This is a genomic window from Pseudomonas sp. B21-028 (assembly GCF_024749045.1).
Classification (GTDB): Bacteria; Pseudomonadota; Gammaproteobacteria; order Pseudomonadales; family Pseudomonadaceae; genus Aquipseudomonas.
In genome coordinates this window covers 175,409-189,900 of record NZ_CP087184.1, presented here as the reverse complement: position 1 = coordinate 189,900, position 14,492 = coordinate 175,409, and the positions used below count along the sequence as shown (strand labels likewise).

Below are 14,492 nucleotides of genomic sequence, written 5' to 3'. Positions count from 1 at the left end.
GGGAACCTGCCCCCCCTCGCCACGGACGATGGGTCTATCAACGACGTGTCAGAACGGCCTCTTCAGACCCGAACCGTACTCACCGCTTCCTGCCTCGGTTTACCCTCGCCCACAAACCGGTTCGCCCGGCCAAAGGTGCCGAAGTCATTGAAGCGCACCCCCATCTCTCGCATGACCTTGTGTGCTACCGGCACCGTCAATTGACGGATGTAGAACGGCTCCTTCACCACGAAATGATGGATCCCGTGACTGCTGCCGAAGTTGAAGCAGAACGCCTGCAACGGCCACAGCCACCACGGGTTGAGCACCTGCGTTTGATGGATGACATTGCCCGGCTCAACGTCGCCGTAGTAGTGCATGTTGGAACTGATGAAGTGCAGGCAAAAGGTACGCAGCACGTTTGGTCCGATGATCACCACCGCCGCGATATCGATCACGTGCATCAGCGCCAGGGTGTTCTCCGACCAGTCAATCGAGGTACCGAACAGACTGGCAACGCCATTGGCCCCGTGGAAGCCGAGAAACACGTACCAGGCTCCCCAGTGCAGCAACGCCAGCGGGAAGTACACCTTCAGCGTGCGTTTGAGGATGCTGCGTCTGTGCGCCCAGGTCTTGGCCCGCAACAGACGGATGAAAGCCGACATGACGTTGTCACCGACCATCAGCAACCGCGCCAGCCCCCAGGGTTCGCCGTTGGTGATGGCCCGTTCTTCCAGGTCGGCCTCGGTGCCGGACATCTTGTGATGATTGAGGTGCAGGTGACGGCGGATCCACGGGTTGATGGTGCTCGGCCGCGCCAGCCACACCAGCCCCATCATCAGGTTGTGGGGCAGGCGCTGCTTGCGGAAATACATGCTGTGGATCAGGTCGTGCTCCAACTCATGGGTCAGCGAGGCGAAAAAGGCGTTGAGCAGCAGGCACGCCCAGCCGGCCAGATGGCCGTTGATGTAGAGCAGCGCCGAACCGATCATCCCCGCCAGGGCGAACGCCAGAATGCCCGCACCCAAGGCATCCTGATGGAGCAGAATCGGGTAGCGTCGGCGCAATTCTTCGCCATGGGCCAATACCACTTGGCGAATATGGGCGGATCGCTGTTGTGCATTCAATCGCTCGGGACTTGCGCTACGGCCAGGCATGGCTTAAATCCTCTGTTAGAGATGTGCTCATCCTGACCAGCGTTGCCGCCCAGGGCGGTAGCCGTAGACGCCAACCTGTTGACCGCAAGCGCCAATCATCATGACCGAACCCACTACCCTCGCCAGCTGGACCCGCGCTCTGCGCAAACAGCTCGATGCGTTGGGCCTGGATGGCCATGCCTTGTGCCTTGAGGCCGGGCTCGACCCGCAGCTGATGGACGATCCGAACGCCCGCTACCCGCTTTCAGCCACCACCCGTCTATGGACCTTGGCGGTGCAGGCCAGCGGTGATCCGGCCATCGGCCTGCGGGTATCGCGCTTCGTCAGCCCCACGACGTTCCACGCATTGGGTTACGCCCTGGTGGCCAGCGGCAGCCTGCGGGAAGTGTTCGAGCGCATCGTGCGCTATCACCCGGTGGTCAGCGATGCGCTGACGCTGCAACTGAGCCGCTGCGAGGACCGTTACCGCTTCACGCTTGATGTGCCCCAGGGTCGTCCTATGCCGGCTTTCGAAGCCATCGACGCGTTCGCCGCGATTTACGTGCGTACCTGTCGTAACCGCCTGGGTCGCGACTACGCACCGCTGGCGGTGTACCTGCGGCGTCCTGAACCGGCAGACCCCGCGCCGTGGCATAAAGCGTTCCGCTCGCCGGTGCATTTCGCCGCCGAACAGGATTACCTGGAATTCAGCCTCGCCGACTTCGACAGCCACCTGGACGACGCCAACCCGGAGCTGGCCGAACACAACGAAGCGGTGCTCAAGCGGACCCTCGCCCACCTCCAGCCGCTGACCTGGGAGCGCAAGGTGCGTGCAGCCATCGAGGCCCAACTATGCGAAGGCGAACCCAGCGCCGAACGCATCGCCCAAGCCATGCACCTGAGCCTGCGCAGCCTGCAACGACACCTGGCCGACGAAGGCTGCCGCTTCGACTCGCTGCTCAACGAATGCCGGGAAAACCTGGCGCTGCTGCACCTGCGCGATCCTCAGTGCTCGCTGAGCGAAGTTGGCTACCTGCTGGGCTTTGCTGACGCCAGCAGTTTCAGCCGCGCGTTCAAGCGCTGGACCGGAATGACGCCGGGGCAGTTTCGGGAGGGGTTGCGCTAGCTGGGCTGGCCCCATCGCGAGCAGGCTCGCTCCCACAGGGATGCACGGCCAACACAGACCCAATGTGGGAGCGAGCCTGCTCGCGAAAGCAATGGATCAGTCGATACCGCGCTCAGACCTGGGTCATCTGCCGCAACCGCCCGATATCCAGAATCTCGATCTCGCCATAACCCAGGTGAAGAATGCCCTGGGCCTGCAAGTCCTTGAGGATCTGGTTGGTGGTCTGGCGGGATAGCGAAAGCATCAGCGCCAGTTGTTCCTGGGACAGTTGCAGCATCTGTCGCGCCGATTCGATTTCGCCGTAGCCCTCGGCGATCAGCAGCAGGCGATGGGCTACGCGTGCCGGAGCAGGCATCAGGCTCAGCTGTTCGAGATTGATGAAGGCCAGGCGCAGTTTGTGGCTCATCAGCAGCGCGAGATGCCGCCAGTAGACCGGGTGTTGTTCCAGGAAGGCCAGCAACGTCGCCTGGGGCAGATGCAGCAACGTGCATTGCCCCACGATGACCGCGTCATGGGTACGCGGCTGACCGTCGAACAGGCAGATTTCACCAAACCAGTGAGGCGCCTCCACCACGCTCAACAGCGCTTCCTTGCCTTGCTCGTTCACCGAGCCGACCCGCACCGCGCCTTCCAGCACAGCGTACAGGCCACACGGCGGATCGCCGCGCTGGAACAGCCGATGCCCTGGCGACAGACGACGTTCCCGTGACATGCCCAGCAAACTATTCTGTAATTCAACGGGCAGATGGCTGTACCAGTGGCCGGCCATCAGGTGCGAATGCCAGGGGTGCGAATTCATGGAAACTCCGGGAAGTGTCGGCTAACTGACAGAACACCTTATGGGACCCGGGCATCATGCAGGCATCACCTCAGGAGGAACAACAATGAAAAGCCTCGTCGACCATCTCAGTCAATACGCCGCCTATCACCGCGACCCGCGCAACATTGCCAGCCATTTCATTGGCATTCCGCTGATCTTCGTCGCCGTCGCCGTGCTGCTGTCACGACCGGGCTGGCCAATGGGGGCGGTACTGCTGTCGCCTGCGTTGATGGTCGCGGTGGCCAGTGCCTGGTTCTACCTGCGCCTGGAGTTGCGCCTGGGTGTGCTGATGACAGTACTGCTGGGCCTGGCCGTGTGGCTGGGGCAGTTATTGGCCGCGCAAAGTACATCGGTGTGGCTGGGCAGTGGCGTGGGGATGTTCGTGGTGGGTTGGGTGATCCAGTTTGTCGGTCACTATTACGAAGGCCGCAAACCGGCATTCGTCGATGACCTGACCGGGTTGATCGTCGGGCCGTTGTTCGTGGTGGTCGAGGCAGGATTCCTGATGGGGCTGCGGAGCGAGCTGAAGCAGGCCATCGAGGAACGCGCCGGCCCGGTGGCCTTGCGCAACCAGCGCTCGGCTGCCTGATCAACAACGACAAGGCTGTCCGGGCAAACCCTGTGGGAGCGAGCCTGCTCGCGATAGCGGTGGGTCAGTCAACACGCAGTTGATTGACAGGACGCCATCGCGAGCAGGCTCGCTCCCACAAAGGTTTTGCATACTCCTTCGAGGATTACAGCGCACCAAACTCGACCCGGATGGTCAGCGCGCCAGTGTTATCGCTCAAGCCAGCCCCGTACTTTCCGGTCAGGTCATCATTGATGCACAGTTGCAGCTCCCCTTGCTGGTTGCCCGGCACCTGCGCCAGATCACCCACCAGGAACGGCGTGCCGTTGTTGCCCACACGACCGATCAAGGCGCCTTCGGCTGCACCGGGCAAGGCATAGCTGCTGTAGTCGATGTGCCTCGAACCACCCTTTCCATCGACATTGCCGCCTTGCGGGCTGGCACACCATAACCCGCTGACGTAGCGAACCAGGCGCGGCACCAACCCGTTGACCTGCACGCCAGTGCCCTGCCAGGAGACGTTGGATTGGACCCGCATCGTCACCGCCTTCAGGTCGTTGGCCACGGTGTCCCCGGCCTGGAACGACAACGCCGCGATGGTCAGGCTCGGATTCGAGGTTCCGCTGCTGGGGAAAACACCATCGCCCACCAGGAACAGGTTCTTGTGATCCCAGCTGCGCTGGTCCTTGTCGACCACCGATTTGGCCGGGTCACTGCCCATGCGATAGGTACCCATCAGGTGCCCGGCACCTTGGAAGCTCATGGGTTCGTTCCCGTAAATGAAATTCCCTGGCGGAATCGGTATGGTCAGCTCCACGGCGCCGAGCAGGTCTTTGATAATGTGAGTGGCCAGCCGTTTTGCCTCCAGGAACCCCTTTTGGGTGTACTTGGACAATTCATAGTGGATTTCCGGCCGGGGAATACCGAGCAGGTCTTTGTACTCGGTCGACGGAACGATGTAGCACTTGGCGTTATCGGGATCGTCTTCCACCTGCTCCACCAGGAACGCGATACGGAACTGACGGACGAAGATGTCGTTGAGTTTTTGCACCAGCGCTGTTCCGTAAAGCGCTTCGGTGGGGGCTTTGGGATCTTGGTTCGGGTTCACCGGGTTGACGCAGTTGTTGTTCGTGCCGTCGATGAAGTCGGCCACCGTGTTGTAAGGATCGTTGGCCGGCCAGTTCCAGCCCTCGTTGCCGATTTCAATGCGCCACGCCGCTCGTTGGCTGCGAAAGGCGCCGTCGCGCAAGCTCTCGATACCCGCGGTGGACAGCGGGCCGCGGTACGGAAAAATCGCCTTGCCCTCAGGCATCAGGCCCCACGCCAGGTAGATCGGGTGGTCGGCCAGGCTGCGTCCCACCTGTCCGCTGCTGTTGGCCACGCCCTTGGGCCAGGCGGGCGTGGCGGAGTTGAGCAACAGCTTGGGGGTTTCGATGGCATGGGCGGCGATCACATAACGTTGGCCGACGGCCACGCCAGTACCGGTGACCGGTCCGTCACCCAATTGATACTGCATGAACTCAACACCGCTGACATTGTTGTCCGCGCCCACGGTCACTTTGCTCACCACGGTTCGGTAAAGCACCTTGACCTTGCCGGTAGCCAGGGCCTTGGTCATCGTCACGGTGGCGTCGTACTTGGCCTGTATCGGGCAGATTGGTGTGCAGTTGGTATTGCCGGCACACACCCGGCGCCCCGCATAGGGTTCTGAGTTACGCCCAGCGGGTGTCGGACTGACCACCAACGGTAAGCCGTCGAAGGTCTGCCCCGTTACCGCCGTGACAAAACTGCCATCGACCAGCGACAACGGAATGCTGTGCATCGGGAAGGCGTAGCCTTCGGGAAAGGTGATGCCCAGGTACGCCTGGTCAGCGACGTTGGCCGAGACGCCGATTTCCGCCTCGGCCCGACAGTAGGCGCTTTGCAGATCGTCGTAGCCAATGGGCCAGTCCACTCCGACGTTGTACAAGGATTTCAGGCGAAAATCGTTCGGCACCATGCGCAGGCTCGTTCCGACCCAGTGCCAGGTGGTCCCGCCACCGACTCGCTCATAGGTGCTGGTGAAGGGCATCGGGCCTTTCTGCACCAGGTAACTGACTTTGGGATTGGCCCAGCCCAGGATCAGGTCGGCGATGGTCGCACGCGGGGCGTTTTGCCCGGCAGGGTCACGGGGCGGGTCCAGGCTGGTGACGGGTGGATAGGGTGATTCCGGGGTTTTCAGCGTGGTCGTGTAGAACCGCTCCAGGTATTGAGCCCGATTGACCGGGATCTCCGGCCCCGACTCGAGCACCAACACCTCCACCCCGGCCATGGCCAGTTGATAGGCAACGATACTACCGGCCAGTCCAGCGCCCACGATCACCACTTCGGCTTGTTCAGTACTCATGACCGGCCTCCTTGTTGTGCATTGGAGGACGCGGTGGCGGGTACGCCGGTCAAGTCCTCGAGGCTCGGCGGTTGTTCGTTCCAGTAGCCGAAGAACGATTCGCTGTAGCCCATGGGGTGAGCCTGGGCGACTTTCCAGGACCAGCCGTTGATGTAGGCCTGGTCGGACACCACCGCCGAGGCACCCTTTTTGTAACTCCCCGCGTCATACGGCTGGTACCAGACACCCAGGAACCACAGTTTCATGATTGAACGCGCCGCCAGCACGGAGTTGGGGGTCGGTTGCGTGGTGACCAGCACCTGCTGGGCGATCTTGTCCGGGGGCACGTTGTCCGCCGCTAACGTGGCGTACTGCGCCAGCAACGGGTTGAGCACATCGGTGGTGATGCGTGGGGTGACGTAATCGAGAAACAGCGGCGGCAGACCTATCGGGTCGAGCTGCGGCGCCAGGCGCGCGATGGGAATACCGGTCAGGGCCGATGACAGGCCGACGAAATTGTCCAGGTCAGTGCTCATTGTTTGGCTCCTTGTCCGGAAGTGGACTGCGCGCGTTCGAGCAAATAGGTGAAGTCCGCGAAGCTGGTGCGTGGGGACTCGGTGACATGGGTGGCTGCGTTGCCATGACAGGCCATGCAACTGGAAGACGCCTGGGGCGTGGTGCCCTGGATGTAGGTTTCCAGCGTGGCGTTGGCCAGGAACGGGGGCGCGGGATTGCCCAACGGATTGGCGGCCGAAATCTGGCAGTTCGGTGGTGGCGTGGCGCTCGGCCACTGGGTACTGATCAACTGATAGTTGGCCCAGACACTCTGCGGGTTGACCGTACGCAACAGGCCCTGATACTTGGCATTCAAGGCATTGGTGGGTCCGGTCAGCGGTACTTCACGCACGATCTGCGAGGGCGTCGCCTTGACGGCCGGGTTCCATGGTCGTGGTGGCGGCTGGTTGATCGCGCTGGTGCTGGCGGCGTTGTAGAACAGGTACGGGCCTTTGCGCTGCGCCACCGGTGTGGATTGCTCCGGCACGTTGTTCACGTGCTCGAAGGTCGACCAGACCCACTGCGGTGCACTGGCGGTCTTATGGACGATATGTAAGCCCACCAGCCCGACCGATTGCGATGCGCACGACTCCTCGACGATCGGACCATGACTCGGATCGCTGTTGCCCGGCGTATAGACCAACGCGTCGACCGTATGGAAATCCTGGGGGCGGTCGTTGGCGCCCAGCACCTTCCAGGATGCCTTCACCATCACCGAACCGACCTGGCTCGTGTCGTTGGAACCACAGCTGAACGCCACGGTGTTGGTCTTGTTCGCGGCAAAGAATTTCTGCTGGCCTTCGATGCTGTACAGGCCGTTGTCGACGATCCCGTTGAACATCGATTGGTTGACCACGATTTCGTTGCGCGTATAAGCGCCATTCTGATCCACCAGCGGGCCGCTATCGAAGGGCTGGATAAACTCATCCAGCATGTCGGGGACCTTGCCCATCTGCTGCAGCAACCGCCCGGGCTTGAGCTGCTTGCACACTTCGGGAAGCGTCGCCGGCGCATCCCAGGGCAAGGGTGTCTGGCCCTTGGCGCGGAAAATCTGGTAGCTCTCTTTCCAGCTTTCCCAGACCGTGGCCCCATCCTGCTTGCCAATGGTGGTGCCGGTATTGGGATTGCCGTTGCCCAGCGCCGGCCAGTTCAGGGCGATGAAAGTCTGCCACGACAGGTCATCGAAATTGCCTTGCAGGCTGGACAGGGAGACGGGTTGGGTGGCCGTGACATCGAAGGGTATTTGCGACGACAGCGAGGGGTCGGCGCTGGCGTACGGGCATAGCAAAACGCTTAACAAGGCACAGCCCAGCGGGCCATGCCGACTGACTTCCATTCTCATGCTTGATCTCCTTGGCAATCAGGGCCAGGAGATCACACCGGTCCGTCATGGACTCTCACTGCCTCCTGGCACGTCAAAGTCTAGGTAGGGTTTGACTCAAGCAAAGGGGTGGAAGTAGAACCAATCGAAGCAAGGCCTTACGGTGTTATTCGGATTCAAAGAGCGGTGTCATGGAGGACGCCATCGCGAGCAGGCTCGCTCCCACAAGGGTTCAGTGTCGTACACAAATCAGCTGATCGACGCTGCCCACTGTGGGAGCGAGCCTGCTCGCGATGCTCTTGATCTTAAAGGTTGGCGACCTTCTGCCAGACCTTCGGCTTGAAGAACAGCGTCTCGCCCTTCGCCAGTCCCACCAGGCTGTCGTGGTCCTTCACCACCTCGGCCTCGATCAGCTCACTCTGACCTTCCACCTTCAAGGTCACCCGGGTCGTGGCACCCAGCGGACGGATGTCGCGCACTTCGGCGGCGTGATGGTCTTCGAGCTCCGAACGTGACAGCGAGACTTCATGGGGACGGAACAGCACGTGCCGGTCTTCGCCCAGGTGCAGGCGGTTCGAGTCGCCCAGGAAGTGGTACACGAAGTCGCTGGCCGGGTTTTCGTACACGTCGCCCGGCGAACCGATCTGTTCGATCACGCCCTTGTTCATCACGACGATGCGGTCGGCGACTTCCATGGCTTCTTCCTGATCGTGGGTCACGAACACCGAGGTCAGGTTGATGTCCTCGTGCAGCCGCGCCAACCAGCGGCGCAGTTCCTTGCGGACCTTGGCGTCGAGGGCGCCGAACGGTTCGTCCAGCAGCAATACCTTGGGCTCTACCGCCAGGGCGCGAGCCAGGGCGATACGCTGGCGCTGGCCGCCGGAGAGTTGCTCGGGGTAGCGGTCGGCGAGCCAGTCCAGTTGCACCATGTTCAGCAGCTCGTGAACCTTGGTCGCGATCTGGCTCTCGTTCGGACGCTGGCCCTTGGGTTTCATGCGCAGGCCGAAGGCGACGTTGTCGAACACGGTCATGTGGCGGAACAAGGCGTAGTGCTGGAACACGAAACCGACGTTGCGATCGCGTACGTCGTGGCCGGAGACGTCCTCACCGTGGAACACGATGCTGCCCTGATCCGGGGTTTCCAGGCCGGCGATGATCCTCAGCAGCGTGGTCTTACCGCAACCCGACGGGCCGAGCAGCGCCACCAGCTCACCGCTCTGGATGTCCAGGCTGATGTTGTCCAGCGCCTTGAACGCGTTGAAATTCTTGCTGACGTTACGGACTTCGATCGACATGACTTATTCCTCCGCGGCGCTGGCGCGCAGGCGGTTGATTCGGTTTTCGCTCCACTGCTTGAGCAGCAGGATGAAGAGCGCCAGGATCAGCAACAGGCTCGCCACGGCGAACGCGGCCACGTGGTTGTATTCGTTGTAGAGGATCTCGACGTGCAGCGGCAGGGTGTTGGTCACCCCGCGAATGTGTCCGGACACCACCGACACTGCGCCGAACTCGCCCATGGCCCGGGCGGTACACAGCACCACGCCATAGATCAGCCCCCACTTGATGTTCGGCACGGTGACATGCCAGAACATCTGCCAGCCGTTGGCGCCCAACAGGCGCGCGGCCTCTTCTTCCTGGGTACCCTGCTCCTGCATCAGCGGGATCAGCTCACGGGCCACGAACGGCACCGTGACGAAAATCGTCGCCAGCACGATGCCCGGCAGCGCAAACACGATCTGGATATCGTGGTCCGCCAGCCACGGCCCGAACAGGCCCTGGGCGCCGAACATCAGCACGTAGACCAGGCCCGCGATCACCGGCGAGACCGAGAACGGCAGGTCGATCAGGGTCACCAGCATGCTCTTGCCAGGGAACGAATACTTGCTCACGCACCATGCGGCGCTGACCCCGAACACCAGGTTCAGCGGCACCGAAATCAGTACCGCGATCACCGTGAGTTTCAACGCCGACAGCGCATCGGGTTCGAAGATCGCGGTAAAGAACGCCCCCAGGCCGAGCTTCAAGCCCTGGGACACCACGATGAACAGCGGCAACAGCAGAAACAGCGCAAAGAACAACCAGCCAAAGCCGATCAGGATCAGCCGCGACGTCGCGCTGCCGCGGCGGGCAGCGTTGGTGGAGGCCGCGGAAATAGACGATTGGGACATGTTCGCGCCTCCTTATGGGGTTTCGATGCGCCGCTGCAGCAAGTTGATCAGCAGCAACAGGACGAAGGAAACCACCAGCATCAGCACGCCGATGGAAGTGGCGCCGGTGTAGTCGTATTGGTCGAGCTTGACCATGATCAGCAGCGGCAGGATCTCGGTTTTCATCGGCATGTTGCCGGCGATGAAAATCACCGAACCGTACTCGCCCACGCCCCGGGCAAACGCCAGGGCGAAACCGGTCAGCCAGGCCGGCAACAACGCCGGCATCAGGATATGGCGGAACACTTGCCACGGCTTGGCACCGAGGCAGGCGGCGGCCTCTTCGACCTCACGAGGGATGTCCGCCAGCACCGGCTGCACCGTACGCACCACGAACGGCAGCGTCACGAAGGTCAGCGCCAGGGTAATGCCCAGCGGGGTATAGGCGATCTTGAACCCCAGGTCGGTGGCGAACTGGCCGACCAGGCCGGTCGGCGCGTACAACGCCGTCAAGGCGATACCGGCCACGGCGGTGGGCAGGGCGAACGGCAGGTCGATCATCGCGTCGATGATCTTGCGGCCGGGGAAGGTATACCGCACCAGCACCCAGGCCAGCAGCGTGCCGATCACACCGTTGATGATCGCGGCGCACAGTGCGGTGCCGAAGCTGAGCTTCAAGGCCGCCAGCACTCGCGGCGCCGAAATGATCGCCCAGAACTGGTCCCAGGTGAGTTGGGCGGCATGTACGAACATCGCCGCCAGCGGTATGAGCACAATCAGACTGAGGTACACCAGGGTGTAGCCCAGCGTCAGCCCGAAGCCGGGTATGACGGGGGAGATGCGACGCGACATAAAAGTCCTTGGTTGAAAACACACTGTGGGAGCAAAACCGGGTGGGAGCAAGGCTTGCTCGCGATGGGGGCGACTCGGTTTCTAAAGGACCGCATCGCCTTCATCGCGGGCAAGCCTTGCTCCCACAAAATCCCCTTGCCACAGATTCAATGTTCGGTTTTTCAGATCAGCCCAGCTTACTGCGCCTGATAGATCTGGTCGAACACACCGCCATCGTTGAAGAATTTCGGCTGGGCGGCTTTCCAGCCGCCGAAGTCCTTGTCGATGGTCACCAGCTCCAGTTTGGGGAACTGCCGGGCGTACTTGGCGGCCACGTCCTTGTCCCGCGGGCGATAGAAATTCTTCGCGGCGATTTCCTGTCCGGCCGGGCTGTACAGATGCTTGAGATAAGCCTCGGCGACCTCCAGGTTGCCTTTCTTCTCGGCGTTCTTGTCCACCACCGCCACCGGTGGCTCGGCGAGGATCGACAACGACGGCACAACGATGTCGAATTTGTCGGCCCCACCTTCTTCTTTCAACGCCAGGAAGGCTTCGTTTTCCCAGGCCAGCAACACGTCGCCCTGACCGTTGTTGACGAAGGTAATGGTCGAGCCGCGGGCGCCGGTGTCGAGGATCGGTACGTGCTTGAACAACGCCTGCACGTACTCCTTGGCCTTGGCCTCGTCACCTTCATTGGCCTTGAGGCCATAGGCCCAGGCCGCGAGGAAGTTCCAGCGCGCACCGCCGGAGGTCTTCGGGTTCGGAGTGATGACCGAGACGTCATTCTTGATCAGGTCGCCCCAGTCCTTGATGCCCTTGGGGTTGCCCTTGCGCACCAGAAACACGATGGTGGAGGTATAAGGGGTGCTGGCTTCCGGCAGGCGCTGTTGCCAGTCCACCGGCAGGGTTTTGCCCAGCTTGGCGATTTCATCGATGTCACCGGCCAGGGCCAGAGTCACGACATCGGCCCGTAACCCGTCGATCACCGCCCGGCCTTGCTTGCCCGAACCACCGTGGGATTGCTGGATCTTCACGTTGTCGTCCGGGTGCGCCTGCTTCCAGAAACTGACGAATTCGGCGTTGTAATCCTGGTACAGCTCGCGGGTCGGATCGTAGGACACGTTGAGCAGTTCGTAATCCTTCGCGACGGCGGAACCTGCGAAAACAGCGCTGGCCAGGACGGCCAGGACATAACGGCGAATCGACGACATGGTGATAGCTCCTGGAATTCCGGTTTCTTATGGTTTCTGGCAGATCGGGTGGGCTTGAAAATTCCCCACCTGTGGGAGCAAAGCCAAACTGTTTCAGCCCGGTTTGTGGCTCGGCTGCTGCAGGCGGAATTTTTCCTTGCGTTCGATCTGAACCACTTGCGCGTTGTGCACAGTGATTTCCACCGCGCCAAAGCGCAGATCGCGCAATGCGCTCTGGATCTCGCGCAAGATGCTTGCTTCGTCCTGGCCGTCGACGCTACGTAGGGATGCGCTCATGCTGTTGCTCCTTGAATGAGTGCCCGGCAGTGGGCGGCACTGCCTGGGGCGTGGAGCAATACTAGATAAGCCTGGATATTCTTAAAAAGACTATTTAAGAATTTTTATATAACTAAAAACACTACAAAATCCTGTGGGAGCGAGCCTGCTCGCGATAGCGATGGGTCAGCTTGAATAAATACTGGATGTGCCGACACTTTCGCGAGCAGGCTCGCTCCCACAAGGTCTTCGCCTCATCAGGTGATTGCCGGGGCCCGCGCCCAATCCAATTGCTGCGCCGGCATCGGCCGTCCGAACCAATAGCCCTGCCCCATTCCACAGCCCTGCTCCAGCAGGAATCGCGCCTGCTCGCGCTGTTCGATGCCTTCGGCGTGCACCTGCATACCCATGCTATAGGCCAGGGCGATGATCACCCGGACGATTGCCGCGTCATCTTCATCCCACGGCAACCCGGCGACAAAACCCTGGTCGATCTTGAGCTTCTGCACCGGCAGGCGTTTGAGCCGCAGCAACGATGAGTAGCCGGTGCCGAAGTCGTCAATCGCCAGCCTCACGCCCAGCTCCCGCAAACGGTGCATCTGCTCCAGCGCCACCTCCGGGTCTTCCATCACCGCGCTTTCGGTCACTTCCAACTCCAGGAACGCCGGGTCCAGACCGGTTTCATGCAGCACCTGGGAAACCTGCTCGTACAACTCGCGATGGGCAAACAGTCGGCTGGAAATGTTCACCGCGACGAACGTCAACGCCATCCCGGCTTGCTGCCACTCGCACATCTGCCGGCAGGCCTGGGCCATGACCCAGCCATCGACCTGGGCGATCAGCCCGGTGCGCTCGGCGATAGGGATGAATTCGGCCGGCGAGATCAAGCCACGCACAGGATGTTCCCAGCGCACCAGCGCTTCGACCCCGATCAAGCGGCTGGACGCCAGGTCGTGCACCGGCTGGTAGTAGACCCGCAACTCCTGCTGGGCGAGGGCACGACGCAGTTCGAAGGCAATCTCGACCCGTTGTTGGGCGTGGGCGGTCAGTTCTTCGGTGTACAAGGCGTAGCCGTCACGCCCGGCGCTCTTGGCCTTGAACAGGGCCGAGTCGGCATTGCGCAACAATTGCCCGGCGCTGAGGGCGTCGCCGGGAAACAGGCTGATACCGATACTGGCGTTGATGAACAAGGCATGACTGTCGAGCCGCAGCGGCTCTTTCAGCGCGTCGAGAATACGCTGGGCCAGGACCGCCGCCTGCCCCGGTTGCGAGCAATTTTCCACCAGCACGGCAAATTCATCGCCACCCAGGCGAGCCAGGGTCACCCCCGGCACGAAGAGCTCCTGGAACCGCTCGGCCACGCCTTTGAGCAACTCGTCGCCCACCGCGTGTCCGAGGCTGTCATTGATGTTCTTGAAGTGGTCCAAGTCCACCAGCAACAGGGCGCAGCCGCGCTTGTGCAGTTGCGCCGAGGCCAGGGCCTGTTCCGCGCGGTCGGAAAACAGCATGCGGTTGGGCAGGCCGGTCAGCGGATCGTGATGGGCCAGATACGCCAGTTCGTGTTGTGAATTCTTGATCGCACTGATGTCGGAGAACACCGCAACGTATTGGCTGACCTGGCCGTTGTCGTCGACGAGCGCCCGGATCGTCTGCCACTGCGGGAAGATCTCACCGCTTTTGCGTCGATTCCAGATTTCCCCGCTCCATTCGCCCCGCCCGCTCAGGGAAGCAAACATCTGGCGGTAGAAATCCGGCCCGTGGCGCCCGGACTTGAATAGGTTGGGGCGCCGGCCCAAGACCTCGTCCCGGTCATAACCAGTGATCGCCATGAAGGCCCGGTTCACGTGCACGATCAGTCCGCTGCGATCCGTCACCAGCACCCCTTCGCGGGTGCAATCGAAGACGGCGGCGGCCTGGCGCAGACGTTCACGATCGTCCGCGTGCCCCCCTTCGCCGGACCGGGACATCCGCGCTCGCGCGCAGAAGATCAACCCGGCGCTGACCAACAGCCAGGCATAGCCGTTGATCAGTTGCCAGGTCTGTCTGGCGGCGGATTGATCGAAGAAATTGCTTAATAAATAACCAACCAATTGCAGCCAGGCAACTGACAGCACGAGGTAAAGCAGCGCTTCACCCATAGCAATGCGGTGATGGGCAGTCATGCGGTCGTCCATGTCC

13 protein-coding genes are annotated in these 14,492 nt (G+C 61.7%); 2 read left to right on the top strand and 11 right to left on the bottom strand.

Annotation, left to right across the window (positions count from 1 at the left end):
- Positions 1–62: 62 nt before the first annotated feature.
- A complete protein-coding gene (locus tag LOY35_RS00925; protein ID WP_258629727.1) occupies positions 63–1,136 on the bottom strand; it encodes a fatty acid desaturase in 1,074 nt (357 codons plus the stop codon).
- Between the two features lie 100 nt (positions 1,137–1,236).
- Between LOY35_RS00925 and LOY35_RS00920 the strand changes: the two genes are divergently transcribed.
- Positions 1,237–2,241, top strand: a complete 1,005-nt coding sequence (locus LOY35_RS00920; protein ID WP_258629725.1) for an AraC family transcriptional regulator — start codon at positions 1,237–1,239, stop codon at positions 2,239–2,241.
- 112 nt (positions 2,242–2,353) lie between these two features.
- Here LOY35_RS00920 and LOY35_RS00915 read toward each other — a convergent pair whose 3' ends face one another.
- On the bottom strand, positions 2,354–3,040 hold the full coding sequence (locus LOY35_RS00915) for a Crp/Fnr family transcriptional regulator (RefSeq protein WP_258629723.1): 687 nt from the start codon (positions 3,038–3,040) through the stop codon (positions 2,354–2,356).
- Between the two features lie 85 nt (positions 3,041–3,125).
- On the opposite strand from LOY35_RS00915, the gene LOY35_RS00910 reads away from it, so the two are divergent.
- Complete coding sequence (locus tag LOY35_RS00910) at positions 3,126–3,650, top strand: DUF962 domain-containing protein (RefSeq protein WP_258629721.1); 525 nt, start codon at positions 3,126–3,128, stop codon at positions 3,648–3,650.
- A 145-nt stretch (positions 3,651–3,795) separates the two neighbouring features.
- Here the strand turns inward: LOY35_RS00910 and LOY35_RS00905 are convergent, their stop codons facing one another.
- The 9 genes from LOY35_RS00905 to dibA form a co-directional block, all read right to left on the bottom strand.
- A complete protein-coding gene (locus LOY35_RS00905; protein WP_258629720.1) occupies positions 3,796–6,015 on the bottom strand; it encodes a GMC oxidoreductase in 2,220 nt (739 codons plus the stop codon).
- A complete protein-coding gene (locus tag LOY35_RS00900; protein ID WP_258629719.1) occupies positions 6,012–6,530 on the bottom strand; it encodes a sorbitol dehydrogenase in 519 nt (172 codons plus the stop codon). The genes LOY35_RS00905 and LOY35_RS00900 overlap by 4 nt, the downstream gene beginning before the upstream one ends.
- Positions 6,527–7,891, bottom strand: coding sequence for a cytochrome C (locus tag LOY35_RS00895; RefSeq protein WP_258629715.1), 1,365 nt, complete (start codon positions 7,889–7,891; stop codon positions 6,527–6,529). Before LOY35_RS00895 ends, LOY35_RS00900 begins: the two co-directional genes overlap by 4 nt.
- 284 nt (positions 7,892–8,175) lie before the next feature.
- Entirely contained in the window at positions 8,176–9,165 is a 990-nt protein-coding gene (locus LOY35_RS00890) for a sulfate/molybdate ABC transporter ATP-binding protein (RefSeq protein WP_258629712.1), read from the bottom strand.
- A 3-nt stretch (positions 9,166–9,168) separates the two neighbouring features.
- Positions 9,169–10,038: a sulfate ABC transporter permease subunit CysW gene (gene cysW, locus LOY35_RS00885; protein ID WP_258629710.1), complete on the bottom strand. Its 870-nt coding sequence runs from the start codon at positions 10,036–10,038 to the stop codon at positions 9,169–9,171.
- A gap of 12 nt (positions 10,039–10,050) precedes the next feature.
- Positions 10,051–10,869, bottom strand: coding sequence for a sulfate ABC transporter permease subunit CysT (gene cysT / locus LOY35_RS00880; protein ID WP_258629707.1), 819 nt, complete (start codon positions 10,867–10,869; stop codon positions 10,051–10,053).
- Between the two features lie 176 nt (positions 10,870–11,045).
- Positions 11,046–12,059 (bottom strand): sulfate ABC transporter substrate-binding protein, encoded by a 1,014-nt coding sequence (locus LOY35_RS00875; RefSeq protein WP_258629706.1) that lies wholly within the window; start codon positions 12,057–12,059, stop codon positions 11,046–11,048.
- Between the two features lie 93 nt (positions 12,060–12,152).
- Positions 12,153–12,335, bottom strand: coding sequence for a sulfur starvation response protein OscA (oscA, locus tag LOY35_RS00870; protein ID WP_041023312.1), 183 nt, complete (start codon positions 12,333–12,335; stop codon positions 12,153–12,155).
- 236 nt (positions 12,336–12,571) lie between these two features.
- The gene (gene dibA / locus LOY35_RS00865) at positions 12,572–14,476 is read right to left on the bottom strand and encodes a phosphodiesterase DibA (protein ID WP_258629704.1); all 1,905 of its coding nucleotides are present in this window, start codon (positions 14,474–14,476) and stop codon (positions 12,572–12,574) included.
- Positions 14,477–14,492: the final 16 nt, after the last annotated feature.

Excerpts from the sequence above, each read along its gene's own strand:
- LOY35_RS00925 (WP_258629727.1), bottom strand. The coding sequence starts at position 1,136 with ATGCCTGGCCGTAGCGCAAGTCCCGAGCGATTGAATGCACAACAGCGA.
- LOY35_RS00920 (WP_258629725.1), top strand. The coding sequence starts at position 1,237 with ATGACCGAACCCACTACCCTCGCCAGCTGGACCCGCGCTCTGCGCAAA.
- LOY35_RS00915 (WP_258629723.1), bottom strand. The coding sequence starts at position 3,040 with ATGAATTCGCACCCCTGGCATTCGCACCTGATGGCCGGCCACTGGTAC.
- LOY35_RS00910 (WP_258629721.1), top strand. The coding sequence starts at position 3,126 with ATGAAAAGCCTCGTCGACCATCTCAGTCAATACGCCGCCTATCACCGC.
- LOY35_RS00905 (WP_258629720.1), bottom strand. The coding sequence starts at position 6,015 with ATGAGTACTGAACAAGCCGAAGTGGTGATCGTGGGCGCTGGACTGGCC.
- LOY35_RS00900 (WP_258629719.1), bottom strand. The coding sequence starts at position 6,530 with ATGAGCACTGACCTGGACAATTTCGTCGGCCTGTCATCGGCCCTGACC.
- LOY35_RS00895 (WP_258629715.1), bottom strand. The coding sequence starts at position 7,891 with ATGAGAATGGAAGTCAGTCGGCATGGCCCGCTGGGCTGTGCCTTGTTA.
- LOY35_RS00890 (WP_258629712.1), bottom strand. The coding sequence starts at position 9,165 with ATGTCGATCGAAGTCCGTAACGTCAGCAAGAATTTCAACGCGTTCAAG.
- cysW (WP_258629710.1), bottom strand. The coding sequence starts at position 10,038 with ATGTCCCAATCGTCTATTTCCGCGGCCTCCACCAACGCTGCCCGCCGC.
- cysT (WP_258629707.1), bottom strand. The coding sequence starts at position 10,869 with ATGTCGCGTCGCATCTCCCCCGTCATACCCGGCTTCGGGCTGACGCTG.
- LOY35_RS00875 (WP_258629706.1), bottom strand. The coding sequence starts at position 12,059 with ATGTCGTCGATTCGCCGTTATGTCCTGGCCGTCCTGGCCAGCGCTGTT.
- oscA (WP_041023312.1), bottom strand. The coding sequence starts at position 12,335 with ATGAGCGCATCCCTACGTAGCGTCGACGGCCAGGACGAAGCAAGCATC.
- dibA (WP_258629704.1), bottom strand. The coding sequence starts at position 14,476 with ATGACTGCCCATCACCGCATTGCTATGGGTGAAGCGCTGCTTTACCTC.